General features: G+C 58.8%; 19 protein-coding genes. 14 read left to right on the top strand and 5 right to left on the bottom strand.

What is annotated here, in order from left to right:
- Positions 1–128: 128 nt before the first annotated feature.
- Both HAP47_RS26645 and HAP47_RS26640 read left to right on the top strand, forming a co-directional pair.
- The gene (locus tag HAP47_RS26645) at positions 129–1,352 is read left to right on the top strand and encodes a glycosyltransferase family 4 protein (protein WP_173642065.1); all 1,224 of its coding nucleotides are present in this window, start codon (positions 129–131) and stop codon (positions 1,350–1,352) included.
- 276 nt (positions 1,353–1,628) lie between these two features.
- On the top strand, positions 1,629–3,083 hold the full coding sequence (locus HAP47_RS26640; RefSeq protein WP_173642066.1) for a lipopolysaccharide biosynthesis protein: 1,455 nt from the start codon (positions 1,629–1,631) through the stop codon (positions 3,081–3,083).
- Between the two features lie 166 nt (positions 3,084–3,249).
- Here the strand turns inward: HAP47_RS26640 and HAP47_RS26635 are convergent, their stop codons facing one another.
- On the bottom strand, positions 3,250–4,509 hold the full coding sequence (locus tag HAP47_RS26635; protein WP_173642067.1) for a serine hydrolase domain-containing protein: 1,260 nt from the start codon (positions 4,507–4,509) through the stop codon (positions 3,250–3,252).
- A gap of 378 nt (positions 4,510–4,887) precedes the next feature.
- Between HAP47_RS26635 and HAP47_RS26630 the strand changes: the two genes are divergently transcribed.
- From HAP47_RS26630 to HAP47_RS26620, 3 genes are all read left to right on the top strand, one after another.
- Positions 4,888–5,775 (top strand): hypothetical protein, encoded by an 888-nt coding sequence (locus HAP47_RS26630; RefSeq protein ID WP_173642068.1) that lies wholly within the window; start codon positions 4,888–4,890, stop codon positions 5,773–5,775.
- A 141-nt stretch (positions 5,776–5,916) separates the two neighbouring features.
- Positions 5,917–7,074: a glycosyltransferase family 4 protein gene (locus tag HAP47_RS26625; RefSeq protein ID WP_173642069.1), complete on the top strand. Its 1,158-nt coding sequence runs from the start codon at positions 5,917–5,919 to the stop codon at positions 7,072–7,074.
- A 459-nt stretch (positions 7,075–7,533) separates the two neighbouring features.
- On the top strand, positions 7,534–8,337 hold the full coding sequence (locus tag HAP47_RS26620) for a heparin lyase I family protein (RefSeq protein WP_173642070.1): 804 nt from the start codon (positions 7,534–7,536) through the stop codon (positions 8,335–8,337).
- Positions 8,338–8,618: 281 nt separating this feature from the next.
- Here the strand turns inward: HAP47_RS26620 and HAP47_RS26615 are convergent, their stop codons facing one another.
- The 3 genes from HAP47_RS26615 to HAP47_RS26605 form a co-directional block, all read right to left on the bottom strand.
- Positions 8,619–9,878: a glycosyltransferase family 4 protein gene (locus HAP47_RS26615; RefSeq protein ID WP_173642071.1), complete on the bottom strand. Its 1,260-nt coding sequence runs from the start codon at positions 9,876–9,878 to the stop codon at positions 8,619–8,621.
- Positions 9,859–11,121: a nucleotide sugar dehydrogenase gene (locus HAP47_RS26610; protein WP_173642072.1), complete on the bottom strand. Its 1,263-nt coding sequence runs from the start codon at positions 11,119–11,121 to the stop codon at positions 9,859–9,861. The genes HAP47_RS26615 and HAP47_RS26610 overlap by 20 nt, the downstream gene beginning before the upstream one ends.
- Before the next feature lie 591 nt (positions 11,122–11,712).
- Entirely contained in the window at positions 11,713–13,455 is a 1,743-nt protein-coding gene (locus HAP47_RS26605; protein WP_173642073.1) for a hypothetical protein, read from the bottom strand.
- A gap of 686 nt (positions 13,456–14,141) precedes the next feature.
- Here HAP47_RS26605 and HAP47_RS26600 point away from each other — a divergent pair.
- From HAP47_RS26600 to HAP47_RS26565, 7 genes are all read left to right on the top strand, one after another.
- Positions 14,142–15,302 carry a Gfo/Idh/MocA family protein gene (locus HAP47_RS26600; protein ID WP_173642074.1) on the top strand — a complete coding sequence of 387 codons (1,161 nt, stop codon included), beginning with the start codon at positions 14,142–14,144 and terminating at the stop codon, positions 15,300–15,302.
- Positions 15,226–15,948 (top strand): sugar transferase, encoded by a 723-nt coding sequence (locus HAP47_RS26595; protein WP_231168402.1) that lies wholly within the window; start codon positions 15,226–15,228, stop codon positions 15,946–15,948. The genes HAP47_RS26600 and HAP47_RS26595 overlap by 77 nt, the downstream gene beginning before the upstream one ends.
- 43 nt (positions 15,949–15,991) lie before the next feature.
- Complete coding sequence (locus HAP47_RS26590; RefSeq protein WP_173643100.1) at positions 15,992–17,155, top strand: DegT/DnrJ/EryC1/StrS family aminotransferase; 1,164 nt, start codon at positions 15,992–15,994, stop codon at positions 17,153–17,155.
- Between the two features lie 26 nt (positions 17,156–17,181).
- A complete protein-coding gene (locus HAP47_RS41475; RefSeq protein WP_210285351.1) occupies positions 17,182–17,919 on the top strand; it encodes an acyltransferase in 738 nt (245 codons plus the stop codon).
- A 26-nt stretch (positions 17,920–17,945) separates the two neighbouring features.
- Positions 17,946–18,899 carry a glycosyltransferase gene (locus tag HAP47_RS26575; RefSeq protein ID WP_231169003.1) on the top strand — a complete coding sequence of 318 codons (954 nt, stop codon included), beginning with the start codon at positions 17,946–17,948 and terminating at the stop codon, positions 18,897–18,899.
- 91 nt (positions 18,900–18,990) lie between these two features.
- Complete coding sequence (locus HAP47_RS26570; protein WP_231168401.1) at positions 18,991–20,007, top strand: polysaccharide deacetylase family protein; 1,017 nt, start codon at positions 18,991–18,993, stop codon at positions 20,005–20,007.
- Positions 20,008–20,070: 63 nt separating this feature from the next.
- A complete protein-coding gene (locus HAP47_RS26565; RefSeq protein ID WP_173642077.1) occupies positions 20,071–21,222 on the top strand; it encodes a glycosyltransferase in 1,152 nt (383 codons plus the stop codon).
- 79 nt (positions 21,223–21,301) lie between these two features.
- On the opposite strand, the gene asnB is transcribed toward HAP47_RS26565, so the two are convergent.
- Positions 21,302–23,308 (bottom strand): asparagine synthase (glutamine-hydrolyzing), encoded by a 2,007-nt coding sequence (asnB, locus tag HAP47_RS26560; RefSeq protein ID WP_231168400.1) that lies wholly within the window; start codon positions 23,306–23,308, stop codon positions 21,302–21,304.
- A 311-nt stretch (positions 23,309–23,619) separates the two neighbouring features.
- On the opposite strand from asnB, the gene HAP47_RS26555 reads away from it, so the two are divergent.
- On the top strand, positions 23,620–24,036 hold the full coding sequence (locus tag HAP47_RS26555; RefSeq protein ID WP_173642078.1) for a hypothetical protein: 417 nt from the start codon (positions 23,620–23,622) through the stop codon (positions 24,034–24,036).
- 231 nt (positions 24,037–24,267) lie between these two features.
- Positions 24,268–26,067, top strand: coding sequence for a heparin lyase I family protein (locus HAP47_RS26550; protein WP_173642079.1), 1,800 nt, complete (start codon positions 24,268–24,270; stop codon positions 26,065–26,067).
- Position 26,068 lies beyond the last annotated feature (1 nt).

The raw sequence follows: 26,068 nt of genomic DNA, 5'->3' as shown, positions 1-26,068 counted from the left end.
CCAAATGAGTTCAAATCCATTTGGGAAGCTTGGCTCCACTCGATAGATGAACGGCCGGGCCCAAGGGTCTAGTCGCATCAAGCTGTGCCTGGTGCCGCTCTACCGCAGTCCAAGATCAACGAATTGTCGTGACGCGCATCCTGGTCGTAACGCATAAGCCGCTCGCAAGCCTGACCAACGGGCATGACCTCCGCGTGTGGCACTTGTGCCGCGAATTGGCGAAGCGGCATGAACTGTACCTTTTGACGGTCAACCTGGGTTCAACAGATCAATCTGGCGACGGCTTGGCTGGCTTGTCCGATGTCTTCAAAAAGATTGCGGAAACGCCCAAGTTTCCGGCTCACAGGCCCTCACTGAAGAGGCACTTCCGTCGAAATGAGTCGGACTACTTCTCGCTCTCTTATCCAGATCACTTTTCAACGGTTACCAAAGCGATAGCGGACTTCTGCGAAGAGAACAGTATCGATCACATGATTGTCTTCTGCCTCGTGCTTGCAGAATTCGTCCGACCGTTTTCGAGCGATAAGAAGATACTCTTTGATCTCATCGACAGTGAGGTTTTGACGCTGACCAGACAAATACAGTTCCTTCCGCCGTGGCCCGCGCAGCTGAGAACGCGTCTCGACGCGCGCCTGATGCTCGCGCGCCGCGCAAGGGCGGAGGCGTGTTTGCCCGTTTGGTTCGACCACGTCACTACCGTCAATGATGCCGATTCTGATACGGTTTCCAGGCTGTCTGGCAGAACTGCGAACGTTAGCACGGTACCGAACGGAGTCTCGCCCGACCTGGCGGACACATTCGACTCAAATGCGCGTGTCGCCAAGCGGAGGGGAGTTGCATTTTGGGGCAACCTTGCCTTCAAACCAAACTGTGATGCGGTTCGGTTCTTTTACGAGTACGTTTATCGACCGTACTTGGCTCCGGCCGGGATCGAATGGTGCGTGGTGGGCAAGGATGCGGAAAGTTGGCTTCTGCAGGAAGCAAGGCGAGACGACGGCATTCGCCTCACTGGATTCGTCGACGACATCCGCTCGGTGCTCGCTGAGTATCCGATAATGGTAAACCCGATGCGAATCGGCAGCGGATTAAAGAACAAGGTGCTTGAGGCGTTTGCCATGGGGTTGGCCGTGGTTTCAACGGGAATAGGCATCGAAGCGCTTGGCATGGCGCGAGACCGCGTCGATTACATGCGAGCTGATGAGCCGGAGGAAGTCGCTGCTGCGATCAAGTTGCTCATCGAAGACGAAAGCCTCCGGCACTCCATGATCCAGAGCGCGCGGAAAGTCATGCTGGAGCACTACACCTGGAACAAGGTCGCTCGTGACATGGATGCACTCCTGGCCTCGGTGTGAGTGCCGCGAGAGTTCAGGTCATGGCTGCTTTCGGTTTAATGCCCGTGGTCCGACAGGATGATGCAGCGATTGGTCTTACAAGATTGACGAGGAGTGGCTCGAGAGAGGTGAGGCGAGAGTGATCCAGTGTCCATGAAATGGTTGTTCGCCTCGTGCGATTATCGTCCTGTCCTATGTTTCTGGAGTCCATCAGTGATTTCTGATCGTGTTCTTGGAAAGTACGCAGACTGCGGTTTGGGCTTTCGGCCGTCGACGCCGTCGGTAGGTCGCTGACCCATGGCATCCATATTGCGGCAAGGAATTGCGCTCTCGGCTGCACAATACACCGAGCAAGTCATCATGCTATTGACGCCGATCGTTCTGGTGCGAACGATTGGCCCAACGGCGTTTGGTGAATATCGGCTGTTCTGGCTACTCGTAACCACGGTGGCCCTGTTGTTCTCCTTCAACATGCCCCGGAGTTTGCTTTTCTTCTTCGTCCGGCTGGATGCAGAGGGACGGCGGGTCTACGTCGGGCAGACGGTCTTGTTCCTGCTCGCCGCAACGACGGTTGCGGTGCTTCTGGTTTTTGCCTTTCGTCCTGTCCTGCCATCGGGCATGAAAGATCTGCTGCACGCCCACGGGTTGTTGCTGGCGATGTTTCTCTTTGTCTGGAATCTGGGCTTATTGCTGGACGTGTTGCCCAACGCCGTGGGGCAGATCCGTTGGCAAGCGCAAGCGATCTTGGCTTCGTCCGTGCTGAGAGCCGCGCTCATAATTTCCGCGGCAGTCGTTTTTCATCGATTTGAAGAGGTGCTGATTGCGGCTTTGATTGCAGCTAGCGTGCGCGTAGTACTTCTTGCCGTCTTCATTGCGCGTTATTGCGGCATTCGACTTTTTCCAATTGAGCAGGAGCAGTTCCGCACGCAGCTTCGCTACGCCCTTCCGTTCGGCGTGGCCGGCCTGCTGTGGAGTGTCCGGAAACAGGCAGAACTGTGGATTGTCGCGACGATGTTCTCGTCGGGGATGTTCGGCATCTTTTCAATCGCAACCATGCTTCTTATGCCGTTCGAAGTCTTGAGAGGCGGGCTGGGGAATTTGCTCTTGCCGAAGATGAGTCATTTCCATTCTGTGGGCCGCCACGAAGAGCTGTTGCGGCTGAACAATCAGGGCAACGTTATCATCAGTGCGGTCATGTTCCCCGCCATCGCGGCATTGTTCGTCTTTGCGGAAGAAGTCATTCAGTTTCTGTTTACGAAGGAGTACGTGAGTGGCGCTCCAGTGCTGCGCATTTATCTGATTCAAACATTGATCTCGACCGAGATTACGACTCTGCTCAATGTATTTGGACAGGGCTCGGCCAACATGCGTTATGAGGCCGCGATCCTTCCGTTTGCCATTCTAACAAGCCTGGCCGGCGTCTGGTACTACGGTTTGCCGGGTGCGGCGATCGGGTCGGTAATCACGACTTTCGTTGTGTATATCTTGTTTCTCAGAAGACTTTCAAAGGTGATGAGCATCCCGATCGCAAGGTTGCAGGATTGGAAGAACCTTGGTCTAATTCTGGTCGCATCGGTGTTGGCGGCAGTGCTGGTACGGTTTTCGTTTGATCTGCTGCAGGCGCCGGCTCCGGTAGCCGCGCTGGTTGGTCCGGCTGCGGTTCTGGTGTGTTATGTGGCGATGTTGTTTGTGACCGGATACTATCGGACACTGGCTGAGGTCCGGAGAGAATGGGGAGTTCTCGGGGCGTGATGGAAGGTGATCTGCATTCTGGGGTCGCCTGAATACCAGCGCGAGGACGCGACGGCCGTCGAGAGAGGCTCAGCCATTATCCGGATCCTGGTGGATGCTCCTCCCAGGCGCGATCGACGAAGACCGGGTGTGATCAGGTGAGGAGCCACGGCGGGACGTTCACTCGTCAGTGGGCCTTCGGCTGGCCATCTGGCCAACCGTATTCGGTTGCGATACCGCGCATGATTTCGTTGGCCAACTCGCTGCCTTGATCCCCGTTCGTCATGATGACAGCGCCGTCTCCATTTTCGAACATCGTCATCACGCTGACGAAGCCATCGTTGACGCCTGGGTGTAGAATTCGTCGATGCGGAGCGACCCCTAGTACAATCGGACCAAGTCCGTAGTTGCCAAGGCCCGGTGTGAGCATTTGGAGAGCCGTAGCCTGCGACAGCACGGATGCATCTCGACCGGTCCAGGCGCGGACCACACCTAGCGCAAAATGCGCAACGTCAGTAGGTGTCGTCCACAATCCAGCGGCAGCCAGCTCGGGATAGATATGCGGACCGCCCGGCACCGGCTCTCCGTTCGCCCGGTAGGGTGTTGCGGCCATTGGAGTGTCATTCTCTGGCAGCGGCTGTAGGAAACTGCTGTGGGTCATTCCGAACGGCTTGAGGACAACTTCTTCAAGCAATTCTGGGAACGGTTTGCGGGTCACGTCGATGAGCAGTTGCTGCACAATGGTATAGCCGCCGCTGGAGTACTCGAACCGTGTGCCAGGCTCATGATCGACAACGACAGGCGCGGTATTTGCAGAACCGCATAGTGCAAACCAATCGTGCGCTGACGGCTCGAACCGGGTTAGATAACGACATGGCGGCGACGCGCCATTGAGAACATCGCCGAGTGACGGAATGGGTGCGCCTGCGGGATACCCCGGAAAATAGGGAACGGTTATGCCAGCCGAATGGTTCAGCAGTCTTCGAAGCGTCACCTTCGATCGATCGGTGAACGAGTTAACAGGGAGCTTCCAGGTCTTAAGGTATAGATTGACGTCGCCATCGAGGTCGAGCTTTGCGGCCTGAACCAACGCGAGCGCCGCCACAGCAGTAACCGGTTTGCTGATCGATGCCGCCTGGAATAGAGTGTCAGGCGTTACAGGCGGACCACCAATGGTGGCAACCCCGAAGCCACGGGCCTCGACTACGCCGTCATGAACCACCGCGATGCTGACGCCAGGAACGTGCAGTTCGTTCATTCGTTTAGCAAGCTTCATCGGAGGTGCGGCTGCGGTGTCAGCCCGCAATCCATTCACGATACGCTGCATGCGCAGTTCGAAGTCGCCAGTGCCGCCTGGGGGCGCGCCGTCCTGCGCAAGCGAAGCCTGGACGGCTGCGATGCTTCCCATGACGACGAGCAAGGCGATACGGCCGACGTTGAAGATCATCGACGTGGAGCTCCGCGGGCGGCCAGTGGACTGGACCATGGGAGGATTTCTAGCAAGACGACGGCACTTCCGGTAGGGAAGTCGTCAACCGTTGAAAACGGCCGCCGCTGTCGGTGCAATCCGCCGCCGCACGCCGCGTCTGCAGCGAGAAGAACGCCTTCCAGACGGCCGAACGGCTCTCCTGGTCGGCGCACTATCGGAGCCGGCTGGCGCGGCTTTCGCTGTGATCGAGAATGGGTAATCCGAAAGAGTCGAGCCGCGTATCGATCCAAAAGATTATGCTTGTGAGAGAAGCGGGGCGCACCCGGAGCAGTGTGCCTTCAATCGATAGAGTTCGACCGATTCTGAGAGAAACGAGCCGAGCAGAGGGTGCAGTATATGACGGTCCTGATGCGCTTCTCCGGCGGTTTTGGGGGCGGCGTGGTTCTGAATGCAAGGAAGTTCTTGACGGAAGGTGACGCGTTTACGCAAACACAGGAAGCGGCGTTCTTTGCCTCGATCCGCCTGCGGAACGGCACCTACAAGACCACCGACCATCATCGCCTCGACGATCTCAACAAGCTGGTTATCGATGAGTGGAAGAAGCTTGGCAGCAAGCCGAGCCAGATCATGGACGTCGGCGTATCATCGGGGATTTCCTCCGTCGAATGGGCGGATGCCCTGACGCGCGCTGGCATCGAGGCGAAGATTCTGGCGACAGATCTGTGCATGCGCGGGAGCCTCGTGCGCCTGTTGCCAGGATATGAGGTCCTTCTCGATCGGGATGGCAAAGTGCTTCAGCACATCGTAGCCAACCGTCCGGTGCGCTGGTACCTGAATGGTCCCCGAGATTTTCTCAACGGCACCGGATTCGTGGTCGCCGGGCTGAACACACTTGCAGGCGTGCTGCTGCCCCTGACGAACATGCGGGAAGAGGGAAAGGAAGTCCTTCTGGTGAACCCGCATGCCCGCGACGACGCTCGGCTGAGCTTTGCCGAGGATGACATTCTGGCGCCTAACCCTGCCCAACTGCGCGGCCGGTTCAACGCAATCCGCGTGTCGAACCTGCTCAATCATGGCTATTTCAACGAAGCGCAGTTGCGCGGCGCGGTCGGCAACCTGAGGGATCGCCTGGTCGGTTCCGGTTCGTTCCTCATTGTGAATCGAACGCTTGCGAACGGCACCAATCACGGCACGCTCTTCCGGCTTAACGGCGCAAACAGATTTGAGACGGTAGCCAAGATACGAGAGGGAAGTGAGATTGAGACTATCGTATTGTCGGCTTGACCCGGGACGATCGAACTTCTCGATGCAGGCAAGGCTGGCTCTTTCGCTACACGAACTGAGAAGCCGTTCACCCCGAGTTCACGGGCAAAGCGTCGCAGAACGTCTTTTCATGGTGCGTTCCCGTTGGGCACGAGGTGTACAGTGCGTATTCTCTCGATGGACTTTTCCATCCCTTATCTGATGAAAGATGAGAACTACCCGATTGGCGGGTGGGCGATCGAACTCGCAGTGTGGCTGCGTGCGCTTGAGAACGCCGGTCACGAAACCGCTGTTCTCACCTGGAAGGGCGCGCTGGAGCATGTCGGTTCGGGACAGCAGATCAAACTGATAGAGACCTACGATCCCGCGCGTGGTATTCGGGTCGCGAAGTATTTCTATTCGTATGTTCCGAAAGTATTGGCGGCTGCCCGCGATTATCGCCCGGATATTTTGATCCAGGGAGTATGTGGAATACACACCGCGATCATGGCGTTCGTCGCCGATCAGCTGAAGATCCCATTCGTCTATCGCGTTGTGAGCGACATAGATGTCGATGAGCGATGCAAGGCGCTTCTGCCATCCTATGAATGGATATCCTATTCGTGGGCCCGGCATCGCACCGCCGGGTTTCTCTGTCAGAATGAGTATCAGCGCGGAAAGTTGGCAGCGCTCTTTCCGGACAAGCCAATCCACGTCCTGCATAATCCGTTTGCCATAGCAGAAGACGCGGCCGCTCCGTTGCCGCGCGCAAAACGCGGATACGTTGCCTGGCTCGGTGTCTTCCGCTATCCGAAGAATCTGCCCTCGCTGTTTCGGATTGCCCAGGCATTGCCGGCCGTCCAGTTTCGCGTGGCGGGGATGACGTCGCCCAACACCGATCAATCGACGCTGGACGCCTTGAATGGCTTGCGTCAGCTGCCGAACGTGGAATTGGTCGGCTATGTGCGGCGGGCGGACGTTCAGAAATTTCTGTCGGAAGCGACAATGCTCCTCTGTACCTCGGATTTCGAGGGTTTCTCGAATGCATTTCTGGAGGCGCTGGCCGTCGGCGCACCGATCGTGACGCGCCGGCATGTGGATCCGGACGCGATCGTCGAGCGTCATGTTCTCGGCGCTTCAGTTGAAGACGAGTTGGCGCTTTCAAGATCTGTGAGTGAGATCTGGAACATGGACCAGGGCGAATACAACGCGCTCAGTCGGCGATGCCAGATCTATGTCAAGGCAAATCATTCCCCGATGGTGAAGACTCACGAGCTGATGGCGGCCTTGACACCCCTTGTGGAAAGGTCGAGGCACTTGGGTGCGGCTGTTATGCACTGAGCTGCTCGGTCGTTGTCCATGCAGATTGGCGACGAGCAACGCGGGGCGCGCGTGGTGAGCGCTCAATCGTATCCGCCCGTTGGATCTTTTGCGTCAACAAGCGAGACATGGGTCCTATCGGCATGGCCGCCGTGGACGCTCTGGTAGCGTGAACCGCCAGCGAGGCAGACACGCTGACTGCAAGGCTCCGAGTCGCGATGCAATTGATCATGCATTCCTTTGGGGCTGACGCCTGGCGGTAGTCCTTATTTTCCCTCGATTGAGCCCCCCGATAAATTGCATCGATATTTGAATGGGTTACCTTTGGCATGACTGCGCATTTTGCGACGGTCGCGGGACCGAACAGGGATGGCAATGAGAATAGTTTTACCCCTCATCTTCGCGCTGGCTGGGAGTGTGACGGAAATCCCTAATGGATCGACATCGAGCATTGCTAATGCAGGTGGTCAGAGAAGGCTGTTGGCTGAGGGCCCATCCGCCGAGACCAACAATGCTGCTGGCACCGATGGGAATGCAGGAACTAGCAGAACGGCTGCGTCGTCGGTCACGGCATTCTCCGGTAAGCCTCGAACCCGCTTTCGGATCGGCGACGTTAGTTACGGCGTTCACGTTGCAGACCAGGGCTATAGTCTAACCAATCCCGACCCCCAAACCCTGCGCTTCGAGGTCCGCAAGGGCGACCATGCGTGGTACGACAGCTCGTCCGTGGATCGTTCCGAGATCAATTCCACCGTGACCTATCCGGCCGCCACGCCCATCACGCTCAGCTACCAGCTCATGGTGGAGGCAAACGGTAGCAACGGCGCGCTCGTCAACAGCGCGACCGGTTGGTTCATCGTCGGACAGTGGCACAACGACGATGACTCCTCGGGCGTCGGAACCTCGCCGCCGGTCGCGCTGAACATGCAGGGCGATCACCTGCAGGTGCTTGTGCGCTACTGCCCGCCGGGCAAGAACCCGAGCAACGGCGCAGGTTTCGTCGTCACCAAGACACTCTGGACCGACCCCAACCCGATCGTGACCGGCAAGTATCACGACGTGAAAATGCAGACCCAATTCTCGAACGACACGACCGGCTACCTGAAAGTCTGGATCGATGGGGCACCGGTCGTGAGCTACAGCGGGCCGCTGGGCTTTGGGGTCGGCACCAATTGGGAATTCGGAATCTATCGGTCGTCGGCGCCCGAGACCGTTGCCGTCAATTACCGAAACTTGATGATAACGACCGGATCGTTAACGCCAGTATCGTCGGAGCGACCGTGACCCGCGGTGCGCAACGTCGCCGGCGGCACCGGTTTCCTGGTCCGATGGATGCGGCCGCGGTGAAGCAAAACGATCCGCCGCTGGGCTCTTGTTCAGTGTGCGATTGTCCGCCTGGCGCTCTCGATTGGCGGATTGGGCGTGCAAGGTTGAGCCGCTCGAGATCTGCCATGAACAGGCAGCGCATGGCATTCGGTCGATGGCCCGGTCTGCCGCCGTCTGGTGGACTGCGCTGATGGCGTTCTGCAACGGGAGCCAAGCGTCTGAAGAAGAGGTTCCCGTCCTCATTTCGCCCTTAGCTTGAAGACTTTTTCATAGGCCGCCAAAAGCTTCGTCGATGCATGATGCCAGGCGAGTTCGCCATTGATTCTCTTCTGGCCGAATGCGCCCATAGCTTCACGCGCCGCCGGATCGTCCAAAAGCTTCAGTATTTTATCGCCGAACTCGGCGGTGTCGGCATTCTGCACATACAACGATGCATCTCCCGCCGAAAAGCGGCCTTCTGTGAGGTCAAATTGGACGATGGGCTTACCCAACGTCATGTACTCCATGATCTTGTGCATCGTCGACATATCGTTCATCGAACTGGGGCGGTCTGGATTTACACAGACGTCCGCCGTCGACAGAATGGTAAATAGCGTAGCATCATCGACACGGCCGGTGAACGTGACCACGTCGTCCACTTCAAGCGCTCTTGCAAGCGTCTTGAGCTCCTCCAATTCCCGTCCGCCCCCGACGATCACGAACTGGATATCATCGCGGTTGCGTGTGCTGCGGATGTGCTTGATCGAATCCAGCAACAGGTCGAGCCCCTCCTGCCGCGCGATAACGCCCACATATCCGACAAGATACCGTCGTCCCTTCTTCCAGGCGGGGTCCGGTGGAAGCGAGCGAACGCGGGACACATTCGGAGCGGAGCGCACAACGAACACACGATCCGGGCTCATTCGGCCCCGTTCAATCGCAACAGTGCGATACGATTGGTTGGTCGCGATCGCGACGTCCGACAACGCGAATGTGATGCGCTCGAGCAGAACCATGACGCGCCAAAGAAGGCCGCGACGTCCGAATTTCGCCTCGTAGAGCTCCGGATTGACGTCGTGCTGATCGAAGACAAAAGACTTCCCGAACAAGAATTTATGAAACGCACCGATTAGGAAAATGAGATCGGGCGGATTGCAGGCATGGATCACGTCAAATCCGCGCGTTGCCAGAATTTTCACGCTCAACACGAATTCCCAGAACAACGCCACGCTGTACTCTATGACGTAACCCAGAACCCCGCGGCCTTCCGCGGGCATCCAATGGCGATAGACTGCTATTCCCTCGAGCATCTCAAATGAGGCCGTTGCGCCCGGTCCCTTGGGACAGATCACAGACACCTCGTAGCCATGTCGCGCCAGCGTGGTCGCTTCCGACCACACCCGGCCGTCGAACGGGACCGGAAGATTTTCGACGATGATCAGGACCCGGCCACGAACCGAGCCAACGCCCGCTTGTTCGGATTTGCGCGCAACGGTGTCGTCATGAGAGAGTGTTGACATCAATTACCCGTTTTGCGTTTAGCGCCATTTGCTTCGCCCACCCTCGGGTATCAATGACAAGGTCGAACAGCTCCGATTCGGCGGCGGACTTTGCGATCAGCAACTTGCGAAGGGCGGGCAAATTGGCGAACGCATAGCCAAGGTTCTGCCCCAGCAGTTTCGACGGCTCGACGTGTGGATCGTAGATCGACAGGCCGATGTGCAAGCGGAGGAACTTGCGAGCCAGGTCGATGTTGGGACTTTCGCGAAGATCGTCGCTGTTCTCCTTGAACGAAAGTCCCAACATAAGTACGCGTCCACCAGGCGGCACTGCTTTCAAGCAGTTCTCAAACAGGAAGTTCTTGTGCTCGTCGTTCGATCTGAGCACCGAATCCACGAGCCAGGTATGCGCCCCGACATCGCTGGCGATGTATTGGAGCGCACGAACGTCCTTGGGCAGGCAGGAACCGCCGAATGCGCCGCCCGGCCTCAAATAGTAGGGTGAAATGTTGAGCTTGGTGTCAGAAACGAAAATCTTGTGTACGGCTGTCGCGCTAATGCCGAGCTTGTCGCAAACGCGGCCGACTTCGTTGGCAAAGGCAATCTTTACTGCGTGGAACGAGTTGTCGACGAACTTGGTCATCTCCGCCGTACGATAGGTGGTGTAGAAGACGGGCACCGCGATGTTCGCGTTCAGTTCGTCAAGGACCGGGCATCGTTCCCCGTCTTTTGTTCCGACCACGATCTTCGGCGGATTGAAGAAGTCTTCGATCGCTACGGACTCGCGCAAGAACTCGGGATTATAGACGACGTCGACGAGGTCCATCCTGCCGTTCAATGCGCTTTCGAAAATCGGGAGAACCAGATCCTCGATGGTACCGGGCCGCATCGTGGAACGAAACACGACAGTTAGCGCCGTCGTTCGAGTGGGGCCGATGAGGTCGGCGATCTGATGGGAAACTTCAGCGACGAAGCTCATATTGTGAGATCCGTCCGGCGCGCTGGGCGTTCCCACACACACGATTGCCAAGGTGCAGCCGTCGAGATGCCCGCTCGCGTCCTTCGTTGCGCTCAGCAAGCGCTTTCGGACAGCGGATTCGACAAGCTGATCGAGGCCGGGTTCCGTTATTGGAGATTTCCCCGCATTGACGATCGCGACTTTCTCATCGCTGATGTCGATGCCGATGACCTCGTGCCCTTGCCTTGCGAGGCAAGCCGCCGCCGTCATGCCTACGTAACCGAGTCCGAACACCGCTATTTTCATCTTGATCCATCACGCGCATCAGGTTGCGTCGGCAACACCGGCGGCTGTTTAGGGGTTGTCTGCAAGGTCGATGGCTTCATTCAGAGATAGTCTTCGGGCAGGTATTCTGAGAGCGCGTTACGCGTCCGCGGCGCCTTCCAAAGTGCAGCTCGATTGTATTCGTTCAGGCTTGCGGAGCCTGAACTTTTTCGGGCTACCTATTCCGGTTTCGGCAATAGTAAGCGGGTTTGAACGGCGCTAGCCGATCCGCATCCCGATCGTGGGCGGAGGTTGATCGAACTTGAGAGCCGCTGGGCCATTCGATGATGGATCGGCCCCGAAACTCCTGGTTCAGCCGGCGCCGCAGCGGCAAGGGATACGGGCCGGGCGAGGCAGATGGCAGACCGTGTTGTTGGGGACAAGAAGCAAGAGATCGAATGCTCGAGACCCGTGTCCACTTCAACTGCCTTTGGACACGCGTGGTAGCCGCTGGCGAGAGGCTGACAAGTCGGAGGGGCGAGCGGTCGGGACCGCCCATGCTCGAAGCTTCATGATGGAGGCAATGTGTCCGGGCCGAAGCGGCTTGATCACGTCGCTTTGGTTCGTCTCCGGCTACGCGCGAGAACGAAGTAGGTGACCGTAATTGTCACGAAGTTCAGATAGATATCGCCGAACGGCCACCCCGAACCGGTATCGGATCGATTCTGAGGCGGGCGGACCGTGCAGCTGCTCGCGATAAATGCACCGTATATCCGCCGCGCCGCCCGGCGGGACGTCGACCGTTACTCGAACATATCCGTCGATGTATTCGTACGGGATGAGGCCTTGGTTGAGTTCAACACCCTTTAAGGCAGCGACCTGCGGTTCGCGCTTCATGACGCAAATCCGTCGCGTCGTGGCCCCGCCGTTCTCGAAGAGAAGCCGCTCGGCGAGCATTTTTACTCGGATTGTTTCGCCATCGGATCGAATGCTGTAGCTGCGGCGAACCGCGTCTTCGAGAGGTCGCCAGCAGAGTTTCCACTGCAAGGATGCGAGAAGCCGGAGGAATGTCGCCAGTTCGCTACCCCGGCCGCGGAGAAGATCGTGATGCCCGGCAATGAAGCACGGCTTGCCCAGGAGGCCGTCAAACGCAAAGTTTTCGATGCCGTGGTCGATGTATCGTCGGGTAAAGATTGGGAAGCTCCCATACCGGACGATGGCGACACTCCAGAGATCAGCGAGTGTGGTTTCGTTCAGCGCATCATTGGCTGGTGCGACCTCGGTGTTCACGGCCGCGGTGAAGCCATTTCGCTTGAGCGCCGAGGCTGCCTCAGGCGAGAATGCCCCTTGCGGGAAAACCATCACGTTTTCGTGGTCAAGCGCGGTGGATTTGCGAAGGGCCTGCATCCGAAGCCTGGCGGTTTTCAGCTTTCTGTCGAGCAGCTCAGGCGAGCGGGCTGCAAACTCACCTCGTGTATGATCGCAGCCGTGCACGCAGACGGACAGTTTCCCGCTGCTTTCTCGGAAGGCAGCAACAGTGTCGCGGTTTGTTCGTCTCCAGTTCCATGGAATGAAGGCAATGGTCGTGGCGAATGTCAGCTTGTCAGCCAGCTGCAGTAGGTCGTCAAAATCCAGGAGACCGTACCGAGGCCACAAAGGCGGATCGTCGATGATCAGGCAGGCGCTTGTTTCAACGCTCGTCAAGCAAACGTCGCGGAACGCCCACTTCAGATACATCACGACTGGCACCGCGCCGGCGAAACACTTCTTCACATCAAAGTAGCTCGCCGCGCGCTGGCGGATGTCCACGATCGTCGGTGACGAGTCAGCAAAAATGCGGACACCGGAATAAGTGAACTCGGCGAACAGATGTCCCTCGCGCACTTCGACGATGCTCCGAAGGTTGCTGTTGCGGACGACGAGCGTGGTATCGGCGGCCCGCTCCAGTTGGATTTGCAGTCCCGACATCGGGCCGCATATTTCCGGAAAGGAATCGGTGACTGATACGGTCGTTGGGCACTGACCGGAGCCGTGGATTTCCGCCTCGGGGTCTCCGGTGATCTGGCGCAACAGAGACCTGCAGGGATCCGCAGCTTGAAATCCATAGACGAAAATTGAAGTGGCTGCCGCCAACCACGTCGGAAGCACCTCAGTCTTGTTGCACTGTAGGACTTCGGCGAGACAGGCCGCGGAAGTCAGGACGGAGAATTGCTGATGACCTGCTGTTAGCGCGGCTACATTGTTCCCGCGCGCCTCGTCGGCTGTCAGCGCAATCCAGGGAATTTCAAAGAGATCAAGAATTGCGGTCAGGTTGCGATCATTGGTCGATGGAGCGTTGCCGCGGAGCAGGAGTGCGATCGAAGTGCCGTTGGCCATAGCGTCGTTGTTTCATCCGTGGGTTGTGCCTCATCTGTTGGTAAGGCCGCCAGGCCTCCTGCAGATTGTTCGTGACCTCGCGCTTGTGCGCCTCTTTTGAGGAAGCCTATACGAACGACGTCGAATTTTCCACCGTAGGCCGGATGCGCAATGGTGGTCCCGGCCTAACTAATCTGCGGTATGCGCTACGGCCGGCTTATCGAGATCAGGTTGGGCCTCTCGCAGTCAGGGATTTGTGAATCCCGCGGCCGGCTTAAGCTCTAGATTGGCGGCACTAACATTCGGCGAGAGCGCTGCGTCGGGCACCATGCGACGCGTCGGGTCGCCGCAAACGAATTGCCGACACGAGGCATTCGCAGGGGCGTGATGCTGAGACGACCGCGTCCGTCCGAGCGTGCCGACCGGGACTGCAAGTAAAAAAAGTGATTGATTCCAACATGGTGCCCAGCTCTTGGACGCACCAAGTCCGGCTATTGCGCTGCGTGCGATTCCCACGCAGGGGCGGGGGTACCCCCGATGGGCGTGAGTCATAATCCGTGTTCTACAGCGGCGTGCGCGCCCAACCGGCTATCCTAATTCGACGCACGCTAAGGCCTTCAATTAGGGAGCCAACATGGCGAGATAACCGTGCTCGTGAGGATACTGATATTTCACCATTGCTTTCCTCTGGCGTGATTGTGGCAAACATGTCGAAACAATTATATTCCAAATTCGTTCCTGGCTTACTTGATACTCAGAACAAGACCGGCGGCGCGGAAATTGAGACCGCAAAAGCCGGTCCCTCGCTCGCCGTCATCGGTTGCGGGTACTGGGGCGCAAAACACATCCGCGTTGGCCACGATATCGGCGCAAGGGTGTCGATGGCCGCCGACATGCGGTCTGACAGACTGGAGTATGTCAAATCACAGTATCCCTCCGTCGTCGTTTCGCGTGATTTCGATGCGGTCCTGAATAGCTCGTCCGTCGACGGGGTGATAATCGCCACCCCCGCCGTGACGCACTTTGAGCTGGCGCGGGCAGCGCTCCAGGCCGGAAAGCACGTGCTCGTCGAGAAGCCGTTGTCCATGACGAGCGCGCATTGCCGCGAACTGATTGCGATAGCCGAAGAACGGAAGCGCGTGCTGATGGTCGGGCACACGTTCGAGTACCATCCGGCGGTGGGTGTCATGCGCCAGATGATCCGAAGCGGCGCTCTGGGCGAACTCTACTACATCGATTCGCGGCGCCTGAATCTCGGTCTCTACCGGCCCGATGCCAATGTCCTGTGGGATTTGGCGCCGCATGACCTCTCGATCATCTTCTTCCTGCTCGAGGAGGTCGCGCACAACATCGGCGCCTGGGGCTGCGCGCACGTGCTGCCGGATGTCGAGGATGTCGTTTACGCCAAGTTGGGCTTCAAGAGCGGGCCGACCGCCCACGTGCATGTTTCATGGTTGGACCCCGTCAAGGTGCGCCAGATCACGGTCGTCGGCAGCGATGCGATGCTGGTGTTCGACGACGTGGAGCCGTCCGAGAAGGTTCGCGTTTACCAGAAGCGCTTCAGGCCACGGATCAACGGCGATTCATACGCCGACTTCCAGTCGGCCTATCATCATGGCGATGTTCATATCCCCGCGATATCCAGCAGCGAGCCGCTGAAGCTTGAGTTGCTCGACTTCGTCAACGCAATCAAGACCGGGACGCAGCCCGTTGCGAACGGAGCGCATGGCCTGCGCGTCGTCGAAGCGCTCGAAGCTGCATCGGAGTGTCTACGGCTCAACCAGGAGCACCGTGGCAACGGAACACATCAACCGGCGTTTCTGCGGCGGAACGCGTCGGCCGGGGCTGCCGAAATTGTCGTTAGATGAAGCCTTGCGATGGAAGGCGAGCCCGCGGGAATTCGTTAAGCGGGTGCTTGACATTGCTGTGAGCGTCACCGCGATCCTCTTACTGGCTCCGTTCCTTGTAGCGGTGTGGGTCGCGATCCGCCTGGACAGTCCCGGGCCGGCGATCTTTTGCCAGCGCCGGGTCGGACGAGACGAGAAGCCATTCAATTGCTTCAAGTTCCGGACGCTTCGTCACAAGGCCGACGAAAACGTCCATCGCGACGCTATTCGCAGGGTTTGGGCGAAGGAGGTTCTCTCGAACGACCCTGATGCCCCATACAAGCTGACAGATGATCCTCGCGTGACGCGCGTGGGGCGGGTGCTGCGGAGAACCAGTGTCGACGAACTGCCGCAACTCTTCAACGTATTGCGCGGCGAAATGAGCATCGTCGGTCCGCGGCCCGCGATACCTTATGAACTCGAGTACTTTCGCGACTGGCATCATCAACGTCATATCGTGAAGCCCGGCATAACCGGACTTTGTCAGGTTCGCGGCCGTGGTCGCCTGGGTCCGGACGCGATGCTCGAGATGGACGTCGAGTATGCGATGAACTGGACCTTGTGGACCGACCTGAAGCTGATTGCCCTAACGGTTCCCGCGGTGCTGCGGGGCCACGGTGCTCGATGAGGTTCTCGGGCAATGGATATGGAATCTGGTGAGGTTTGAAAAAATGAAAATTCCGTTCGTAGATCTCAAGGCACAATATGCGACGCTAAAAGATGAGGTGGCCGAGGCAATTCGAGGCGTTCTCGAATCCACGCAATTCATCGGCGGCGAGGCAGTTGCTTCGTTCGAAAGAGATTTTGCCGCCTATTGCCAGGTGCCCTATGCGCGCGGTGTGGCGAGCGGCACGGACGCGATTCATCTGGCGCTGCGGGCGTTGGGTGTTGGCCCTGGCGACGAGGTGATTACAACCGCCCATACTTTCATCGCCACGGCCGCCGCGATCGTGGCGGCAGGAGCGCAGCCGGTATTCGTCGATATCGATCCCGATACCCACACGATCGATCCGAGGATGGTCGAGCGGGCCCTGACAAGCCGCACCAAGGCGATCGTTGCGGTCCACCTCTTTGGCCAGCCGGCTGACATGGGCCCAATCAAGGACATCGCACGACGGCGCGGCCTCTTCGTGATTGAAGACGCGGCCCAGGCGCATGGAGCGGAGTATCAGGGGATCCGAACCGGGGCGCTCGGCGATGTCGCCTGCTTTTCTTTTTATCCGGGGAAGAACCTGGGTGCATATGGCGATGGAGGAGCGGTCACCACCAGCAGTGCAGCGATCGCCGAGCGGATCGAACGGTTGCGCGACCACGGTCGAACCACCCATTACAACCACGCCGAGGTCGGGTTCAACAGCCGGCTCGATGCTCTCCAGGCCGCAGTCCTCCAAGTCAAACTCCGACGCCTGGATGAGTGGAACGACCATCGGCGGCGTGCCGCGGAGTGGTACACTGCGGAGTTGAGACACTCGGGCATCAAGACGCCTTTCGTCCGAACGGGATCCACGCATGTCTACCATTTGTACGTGATCACCACGAACGAGCGGGACGCAATGCGCAAGAGGCTCGACGAGGTCGGCGTGGCGAGCGGAATCCACTATCCGGTGCCGTTGCATCTCCAGCCAGCGTTCGCCTATCTCGGCTACAAGCAGGGCGATTTGCCGTGCTGCGAAGCGATGGCCGCTCGATCATTGTCACTTCCCATGTTCCCGGAGCTCACGCGCGACCAGGTGCGCGGTGTCGCCGCGATTGTGCGTGCTGTTGCGGAGCGCGAAAGCCACCAGGAACTGCCGCGGAAGCCCGTCGCAATGCACGCCGACGGCGGGAAGGTGTGACGATGAACCGAATTAGTGCACGGGCGGTGGTCGAGACCGAGGCGATCGGTGCGGACGTGACGATCGCTGAGTTCGCCGTGGTGCGGTCAGGTGTCACGATCGGCAACAGCGTGGTCATTCACCCGCATGTCGTGATCGAGAGTGGCGCGAGAATAGGGGACAACGTCGAGATCTTCCCGGGAGCCTATATCGGGAAGGTGCCCAAGGGGGCCGGCGCGCTGTCGCGGGCTCCGCATTTTGAGGCATGGATCGATATCGGTGCCGATTGTTCAATCGGACCGCATGCGGTCATTTTCTACGACGTCTCGCTTGGCGCGGGTACCTTGATCGGTGATGGCGCCTCGATCCGTGAACAATCGCGGATCGGCTCGAAGACGGTTGTCGGACGTTACGTTACGGTCAATTACAATACGCGTATTGGCGATCGTGTTCGTGTGCAGGATCATACCTGGCTGGCCGGCAATATGACGATCGAGGACGACGTGTTCATATCGGGCTGCGTCGGCACTTCGAACGACAACGCGATCGGCCGGAACGGCTACGATGGCTCGCCGATGCTCGGGCCCACTATCGCGCGCGGCGCGGCGATCGGCGTCGGAGCCAACCTCCTGCCAGGTGTCAGAATCGGTATTGGCGCTATCGTCGGCGCCGGCGCGGTGGTGACGAGGGACGTGCCTGACAACACGCTCGTGACGGGCGTCCCTGCGGAAATTCGACGGAAGCTCAACGGCGCCGGCGGCACTGCCGAAGCCTCAAGGGAATAACCGTGAGGATCCTTTGCGTCACCAATATGTATCCGAGCCCGGAGCGACCCGGGTCCGGAGCCTTCGTGTACCAGCAGGTAGAGCAGCTGCGTCGGTTCGGCCATACGGTCGACGTGATCAATATTGTCGGGTCCCAGTCGAAGCTGAACTATCTGAAGGGCAGCTTTGATGTCATGCGAATGACCGGCGTGACGAAATACGACGTCGTTCATGCGCACTACGGATATTCGGCCTATCCCGCAATGTTTCGGTTGCAGGCGCCACTCGTCATCACACTGCACGGGACCGACGTACTTGGGAATGTCCTTGAAAGGCTGTCGACGCGGCTCGTCTCGCATTTCGCCGATGCCGTTATCGTCGTGTCAGAGGAGATGCGGAAGCGGATTCCCGCGACCGTGATTCCCTGCGGGGTCAACCTCGACGTATTCAAGCCGTACGACCGCAACGAAGCGCGAGCGCGGCTGCAATGGCCCAACGATAAATTCGTCGTTCTGTTTCCGTTCGATCCGACACGCCCTGAGAAGCGATATGATCTGGCAAGAGCGTCAGTCGACCGGTTGGTGCAGGAGGGCGTCGACGCGCAGTTGATGACGGTCACCAATGTGCCGAACGAGGATATGCCCTGGTATTACAGCGCGGCAAACGCCCTGCTTCTCAGCTCGGATTATGAGGGGTCACCGACCTCCATCAAGGAAGCTCTCGCGTGCAATCTTCCGGTGGTGTCGACCAATGTCGGCGACGTCCGTGAACAGCTAAATGGCATCGCGGGGACGTGGATATGTCCGCCGGACGCCAGCACGATTGCGCGCAGCCTTCGAGAGGCCTTTGATTGGTCGCTGAACGGCGAATTTCAGGGGCGGGCGGCAGTGGCGAGATACGACCAGGAGCTCACCGTGGAAAGAATTGTCGGAGTATATGCCGACGTCCTGTCGAACTTCAGGGCAAGAACGGTTGGCAGGCGCTTGCTACGGAGTGGATGACGACAATGCGCTTCGCGGAAAAACGTCGTCGCCGGGATCATCGCGTCGGGCCCACGAAGGCGTGCGGTCATGGTTCTTACGGGGAGCTAGAGTGAAGCAGCTCCTCACGAACGGCGTAATCGAAATTGCCCGTTGGTCTGGCCTGATGCCGGCCATCCGCAAGATCCTTGCTGGCCGGGCGGCTATCCTGATGTTCCATGAGATCCAGCAGGATGGCCCCTCGGAATTGATGACCGGGACTTCAGTCGCCCTCTTTGAATATTCGCTCAATTGGCTGCGGCAAGAAGGCTGGGAGATTGTGAGTCTGGCGACATCTCTCGAGCGATTGGCGTCGGATTCCGGGAGGGGCGGCCGCTATGCGGCGCTTACCTTTGACGACGGCTACCGGGACAATGTCGCGACCGCGCTTCCAATCCTCGAGCGATACAACGCTCCCTTCACGATCTACGTTCCCACCGGTGCTCCAAAGCGGACATTGCAGGCGTGGTGGCTCGGCTTGCGTGAAATGTTTCGCTCTGGAGACACGGTAACGATCGATGCGATGGACAGGCGATTTCATTGCCCCCGGCTGCGCGAAAAGATGGCCGGCTTGAACGAGGTAACTGAGTGGATTCATCAAGATTATCGCCGGATCGCAATGCTTGATCCAACGTTCAGAAAGGCAGATCTTTCATTATCGGCCTTGAATGAGGCATACTTCCTGGATGAGCGGGAGGTTCAAGACCTGGGGCGGCATCCTCTCGCGTCAATCGGCGGGCACACCGATTCCCATGCTGCCTTATCGTGCCTCGATACTGAGTCCGCACGGGCCGAAATGGCAGATAACCGCCGCTATCTGGAGCAGTTGCTGCAGCGTCCCGTTCAGCACTTCGCTTACCCCTACGGTGACTCCAAGGCATGCGGCCCCAGGGAAGCGGGCCTTGCAAAGGAGATCGGCTTTTCAACGGCAGTGACCACCCGGCATGGGCAACTGTCTGATCTCAAGCCGGATCATTTTGCGCTTCCTCGTATCGGCGTTGGGGGACCATTCGATACGACAGCCAGATTCGAGGCGCGCATCAGTGGCATTCAGTCGGCGGCCCACATGCTACTGGGGTCGCAACGTTGAATGTAGCGCTGAACCACTCACTGCGAGGTAGACCGCATCAGTTCACTCGGGAAGGCCGCTGAGATGCACATCTTGCACCTTATTGAACGTCTTGGCCCGGGAGGGAAAGAGCGACAAATCGTCGAATTGCTGAAGGGACTCGCCGCTCACAGTGACGTAAGGTCATTCGTCGCTGTTATGGACAAGGACGAGGTTCGCCTCGAGATTGACCGCGAACACGCGCAAGTCATTCAGCTCAATCGCAAAGGCAGAAAGGATTGGCGCCTTTTCAAGAGCCTGTACGAACTGGTCACCGACCTGAAGATAGACATCATCCACTCGTGGGGCTCGATGTGCTCCATCTATGCAGCGCCGGTTGCGAAAGTGTGCGGTACGGCTTTCGTAAATGGGTTCGTGCGGGATGCGCCCGCGCATATGACGCTGTGGACAGAGGGGTACTTGAGAGGCAAGCTGACGATCCCGTTTTCGGACGTTGTCGTTGCCAACTCGCATGCGGGCCTGGCTGCCTACGGTATTCCCGAGCGCAAAGGTCTCTGCATCTACAACGGGTTCAGTCCTGAAAGGGTCTCCAACCTGAAGGATAAGACCGAGCTTCGAAGCAATCTGGGGATTGTGACGCCCCACACTATCGGGATGATCGCTAACTTTACGCCGAGAAAGGACTATGAAACCTTCGTCGAGATGGCATGCCGCATCTGCCGTCTAAGGGACGACGTCACTTTTCTGGCTATCGGTAGCGGTGATACGCTGGAGCAGGTGCGCGACAGCATCCCGACGGAACATTCGCATCGCGTAAAGCTTCTAGGGCGGCGGAACGACATAGAGAGCATTGTCAATCTCTTCACTGTCGGCGTTCTCACCACCAATAGCCGTTTGCACGGGGAAGGCATTTCGAACGCAATAACCGAATGCATGGCATTGGGTAAGCCGGTTGTGGCAACCGACGACGGAGGCACGTCTGAGTTGGTTCTGGAGGGGCAGACCGGATTTCTTGTGCCGAGCCATGACGCCGGCGCTTTGACCGATCGCGTGCTTAAGCTCCTCGACAATGCTGAACTCGCTGACCGTTTTGGTGCCGCAGGACGCCGGCGCGTTGAGACGGCATTCTCACTGGATGCGATGCGCGATGCATATCTCGCCCTCTATCGGAAAGTGGCGCACAAGAGAGCGCGCGCGACATGGCAAGGCGCGGCCACGAGCGATATGGTCGATTGATCGTTCGATCTCATTTCTGGCAACGTGACGTGCGATTGGAGTTTGCTGAAAGGGAAGGGGGTTGGTTGCGGCAGGGCGTTCAGATCGGTTCCGGAACGGAATGCTTCGCTAGAGAGTCCAGACTTGACGGCTTGAAGGCTCGCAAGAACAGTTCCAGGTTGGCCAGAGACCAAAGCACCTTTTCGTGGTTCTGACGGCGGGCGAGATGCTCGTTGACCAACTGCTTCAAGACATCCCTGTCGCAGAAGGATGCCACACGCGCACCGTCGCAAACGAGCAAATCGGAGATAAATTCGCGATGCGGACCGCGAAACCACTCCTCGATTGGCACGCGGAATCCGATCTTCTTGCGCGTCAGAGTCCCCGGTGGAAGCGTGTGCTGCATCGCTGCTCGCAATACTGACTTGCCGCCGCTCCGACCGACCAGGAAATTGTCCGGAAACCGCGCCACAAGCTTGGCGAGACTGGTGTCCATGAATGGCATCCTGCCCTCAATTGAGCCTGCCATCATCATCCGGTCGGCGCGTTCAAGGAGGTTGTCGGGTAGCCACGACGTCTGATCGAAGAACAGCGTTCGCCGGACATTCGACCCGACGGCCATCGAGAACGGATGGGAATCCGGCGGCGTTACAGGCAGGGGGCGTCCGATGATACGATCCCGCTCGTTGAGGGAAACGCCGCCAAACCAGAGTTGCATCCGGCTCGGCCAATCCCGCTCGCCCGCTGCATTGGACAGGACCTTGGCGCGACGCATATCGTACGGGAGTGCACGCATTGCGGGTGATATGATGCGATCATGAATGGCCTGCGGAACCAGTCGTTGGTAAAGCTCGATCCACAACTCGGCTCGATGCTTGGGATAGCCGCCCAAAAGTTCGTCCGCTCCTTCTCCTGTAAGGACCATTTTCACCTTGCTCGCCGCCATATGCGACAGCATCATGACCGGAATATCGGCCGGTTCGGCCGCTGGGGCGCCGCGACGCAGCACAGCGGTCGGCCAGCTGTTCAAGAAGTCGTGCGGCTCCAGCACGATCTCCTCGTGGTTGGTGTCGAATTGGCGAGCTATGGCGCGGGCGTGATCGAGCTCGGAGTAGCCGGCTTCACGAAAGCCAACCGAGAACGTGCGCACGCGCTCAGGGCTATGGCGGACCATAGCGGCTACAACCGCGGACGAATCGATGCCGCCAGACAAGTAGGCGCCAAACGCGACGTCACTCCGCATGCGAATCCGTACGGCATCATCGAATGTCGCCTTGAACATCCGGACTGCTTCGCCAAAGTCCGTGATGTCAGGCTCTGCCGATGCTAACGGTGGGACGAAATACCGGGTGAGGTTTGTGCGTCCCTCGCGCCACACCAGGTGGCAGCCCGGGGGAAGCTTACGCACGGCTTGAAAGAATGTCCTGGGGCCGGGGACATATCGATTGAGGAGATAGTGCCCGACGGCATGGGGGTCGATCCGGGTATCCATGCCCGGGAACTTGAGCAGGGGCTCGATTTCCGACGCAAACAAAAGACCTGAGTTCTCGGCTATGAAGAGCGGCTTCTTGCCGAACGGGTCGCGCGCGAGAACGAGCTGTTGGGTCCTCGCATCCCATAGTCCGAATGCGAACATGCCACGGAACCGCCTGATCGAGTCCAGTCCCCAAGCCCGGTAGGCTTCGATCAGCACTTCCGTATCGGAGGACGTGCGAAAAGCATGTCCGCGGGAGATGAGTTCCTCGCGCAACTCAACGTAGTTATAGATCTCTCCGTTGAAAACGATCCCGATCGCGCCATCAGCGCTCCACATCGGCTGGGCTCCGCCCTCGATATCGATGATCGAGAGGCGCCTATGCCCCAGGCTGACCTGATGGTGCCCGCCGGCAGTGTCGCCTTGCCAGTAGCCTGCGCCGTCGGGGCCTCTGTGCTTCATGAGGTTGGTGAGGCGGACAAGGGTCTCGTAATCTTGCCGGTGCTTTCCCCGAAGTGCCCAGCCCAAAATCCCGCACATGGCCCCTGCCAGCTTCTGTTTCCGAACAATGCTGTGGCCACGGGAGACCCTCAATGGGGCAAGCGGGTTAATCCTTGGAGATTGCGTCATCATGTCCTCTCGACTTACTCGCGAGGAAGGTGCGCATCACGCGCCGTCGCGACGTGTGGTGTTCAACCAGCAGAATCCGGTCGCGTCGCATGTGCAGCGTGATAGTCGCGGATGTTCGCTACGAACTGACGGCCGGGCGTCGCGAGTGGGACCGCTCGTTGCGATCATTCTGATCGCAAGCAGCGGCAGCCAGCGCTATTCCGAGATCTGAAAGGCTTTTTTGCCGATCGGATCGCGGTGGACGACGCGCTGCAAGCATGTTTCGCGTGAGCGTCACAGGCAATGTGAGCGACCTGCGACCCCAGGCTCAGGAGATGCCGTTTCGCATCGGCGACGTTGATCCTCGCATCACCACGTTCAACTGCGTAGCCGGGGATATCGGCGAGATGAGGAGCCGGAAACGAGCGTCTTCTGAATATCCGGCGCCGGCGACGACGGCGTCTCGGCCTTCACCAGCTTCGGAATTGACAGCTTACTCATCCGACGAGAATCCCAAGCTGCGCAGGACGCCAAACACTTTGCATCGGCAGGCTTGGTTACTTGCGGCCATGTGCAAGAAGGGCTGCATTCAGCCGGATCTGGGAGCGCTCACGATGGCGAGCGCCTCATTGGCAATTTCAGTGGAGAACTTTTTTTGCTCCCCGTGCGGCGACCAGGCTGAATTCAGGCGCGACGGCAAGCACATGCCGCAGGCGCCGCCGGTTGGCCGCTTCAAACTATCGCCATGCTGAGTAACTCTTTTTTGCCATACTCCCTAATTAACCAACCGACCCAGCAGTTGGGGATGGGCGATTCGCACTGCATCGGAATGTGCTCGCAGTTGATCCTGCGATGCATCGGAATCCGCTCGTAGCGCAAGGCGTTGCGAGCGCGTGGTATGTCGCGCGCCTTCGCGATGCGCGGCCGTAAATTCCCTTGTAAGCGTCAAAGAGAAGCATCTCTGCGACCCACGGAGGCCTGAATTGGATACGACCGGGACAATCACATCATTTTCTTCCACGCCGATGACGAGGTTTTCGATCGGTGGCGACGTCTACGGAGTGCAGGATGCGAGCACGAGCTACAGCCTGACCAATCCTGACCCACAAACTCTGCGCTTCGAAGTCAAGCAGGGTGATCATGCCTGGTACGACAGCTCATCTGTCGACCGCTCCGAGGTTTCAGCCGCGGTCAACATCCCCGGCGGCACTCCGCTCAACTTGAATTATCAGTTCATGGTGGAGGCAAATGGCCCCAACGGGTCATTTGTGAATACCGCAGATGGCTGGTTCATCGTCGGACAAATGCACAATGATGATAACGCGAGCGGAGTGGGCACCTCGCCGCCGTTTGCGATCCAGCTTGTCGGCGATCATCTGCAGGTTGTCGCCAGATATGTTCAGCCGGGCCAGGATCCGAGCAACGGGGCCGGCAATGTGCAGATGCTCACGCTCTGGACCGACCCCAATCCAATCCAGACCGGTGTGTATAACAACATTCAAATACAGGCCGATGTTTCGAACACCGGTGGCGGGTATTTGAAGGTCTCGATCAACGGGACACAGGTCGTGAACTACAGCGGCCCCTTGGGTTATGGGCAGGGCACCAATTGGGAGTACGGAGTCTATCGGTCGACGGCGCCCGAGACCGTTGCCGTCGATTACCGAAACATGACGCTGTTGACGGGGACGGCGGCGACGTCGACGCAGCCGACGACACCGACGCAGCCGACCACGCCCACCACCCCGAACGTCGCGCCGACGGTCACGCAGGTCGCCGCTTCGCCGGGGACCGGAACCGAGCATGTCGGCGATGTCGTCACGTTGACCCTCACCTTGAGCGAGGCCGTGACCGTCACAGGTAAGCCGACGCTGTCGCTCAATGATGGTGACAGCGCCACCTATGTTGGTGGCTCCGGGACAAATACGCTCACCTTCCAGACGACGGTCGCGTCGACCAATACGAACACCTCGGCGCTCGCCATCACCGGGGTCAATCTCGCGAGCGGCGTGAGCATCACGGATTCCGGGGGGCTTGCCGCCAATCTCTCGGGCGCGGTGAAGACGTTCTCCGGTCTTCAGATCTCGAACACGCCCATCATGCCGACGCAGCCAACCACACCGACGACGCCGACAACTCCGTCGACGCCGACGGTGACCACGCCGGTGCTCTCCGTCGCGGACAACTCGCTATGGGTCGCCGGCAGAGGCGGTCATGTCGACCTGGGGACAACGCTGTCCACGACCGATCCCAACGATAAAGTCAGCCTCAACATCAAAGGCCTGCCGAAATATGAGACGATCACGACCGGCGATGGCACGACGTTCAGGGGAGGCGACATCACGCTGAGCTCTGCGCAGGTCGCCAGCGGATTGACGCTGACATCGTACTACCGGGGCAATGCCCATCCGGTCGCGACCCTTACCCTGACCGCGAGCGCGACCGACCCGGTGACGGGGGCTGTGACGTCGGCGACGCCACAGACCATCACCGTCACGGATCCTCGGCCGTCCGCAACCTCAGGGAGCACGACAAACCAGGACCATGGGCTGCACCATCACCTTGGCTCGGGCAGCAGCACGCTGGCAGCTACCGCGCCGCAGACCACGTCTTTGGCGAATTACGATACGGCCAAAGGGTCGCAAGCAAGCCATAGCTTCGCACTCCTGAACCAGTATCTGGCGGGTAGCTCTGGGCGGGTCGACGGGGGCCAGATCGCGGCAGCCAATTCGAATGGCGCCGCTTGGGTGCAGAATGCGTTCCTGACGAAGCCGCACCACTAAC

Source organism: Bradyrhizobium sp. 41S5 (genome assembly GCF_011516665.3).
GTDB classification, from domain to species: domain Bacteria; phylum Pseudomonadota; class Alphaproteobacteria; order Rhizobiales; family Xanthobacteraceae; genus Bradyrhizobium; species Bradyrhizobium quebecense.
The sequence above is the reverse complement of the archived record's forward strand: the minus strand, read 5'-3'. Positions and strand labels throughout refer to the sequence as shown.

Bases quoted from the DNA above. Each gene is read 5' to 3' on its own strand.
- HAP47_RS26590 (WP_173643100.1), top strand. From the start codon at position 15,992: ATGAAAATTCCGTTCGTAGATCTCAAGGCACAATATGCGACGCTAAAA.
- HAP47_RS26605 (WP_173642073.1), bottom strand. From the start codon at position 13,455: ATGGCCAACGGCACTTCGATCGCACTCCTGCTCCGCGGCAACGCTCCA.
- HAP47_RS26575 (WP_231169003.1), top strand. From the start codon at position 17,946: ATGTATCCGAGCCCGGAGCGACCCGGGTCCGGAGCCTTCGTGTACCAG.
- HAP47_RS26630 (WP_173642068.1), top strand. From the start codon at position 4,888: ATGACGGTCCTGATGCGCTTCTCCGGCGGTTTTGGGGGCGGCGTGGTT.
- asnB (WP_231168400.1), bottom strand. From the start codon at position 23,308: ATGATGACGCAATCTCCAAGGATTAACCCGCTTGCCCCATTGAGGGTC.
- HAP47_RS26615 (WP_173642071.1), bottom strand. From the start codon at position 9,878: ATGTCAACACTCTCTCATGACGACACCGTTGCGCGCAAATCCGAACAA.
- HAP47_RS26635 (WP_173642067.1), bottom strand. From the start codon at position 4,509: ATGATCTTCAACGTCGGCCGTATCGCCTTGCTCGTCGTCATGGGAAGC.
- HAP47_RS26565 (WP_173642077.1), top strand. From the start codon at position 20,071: ATGCACATCTTGCACCTTATTGAACGTCTTGGCCCGGGAGGGAAAGAG.
- HAP47_RS26555 (WP_173642078.1), top strand. From the start codon at position 23,620: ATGCCGTTTCGCATCGGCGACGTTGATCCTCGCATCACCACGTTCAAC.
- HAP47_RS26600 (WP_173642074.1), top strand. From the start codon at position 14,142: ATGTCGAAACAATTATATTCCAAATTCGTTCCTGGCTTACTTGATACT.
- HAP47_RS26640 (WP_173642066.1), top strand. From the start codon at position 1,629: ATGGCATCCATATTGCGGCAAGGAATTGCGCTCTCGGCTGCACAATAC.
- HAP47_RS26610 (WP_173642072.1), bottom strand. From the start codon at position 11,121: ATGAAAATAGCGGTGTTCGGACTCGGTTACGTAGGCATGACGGCGGCG.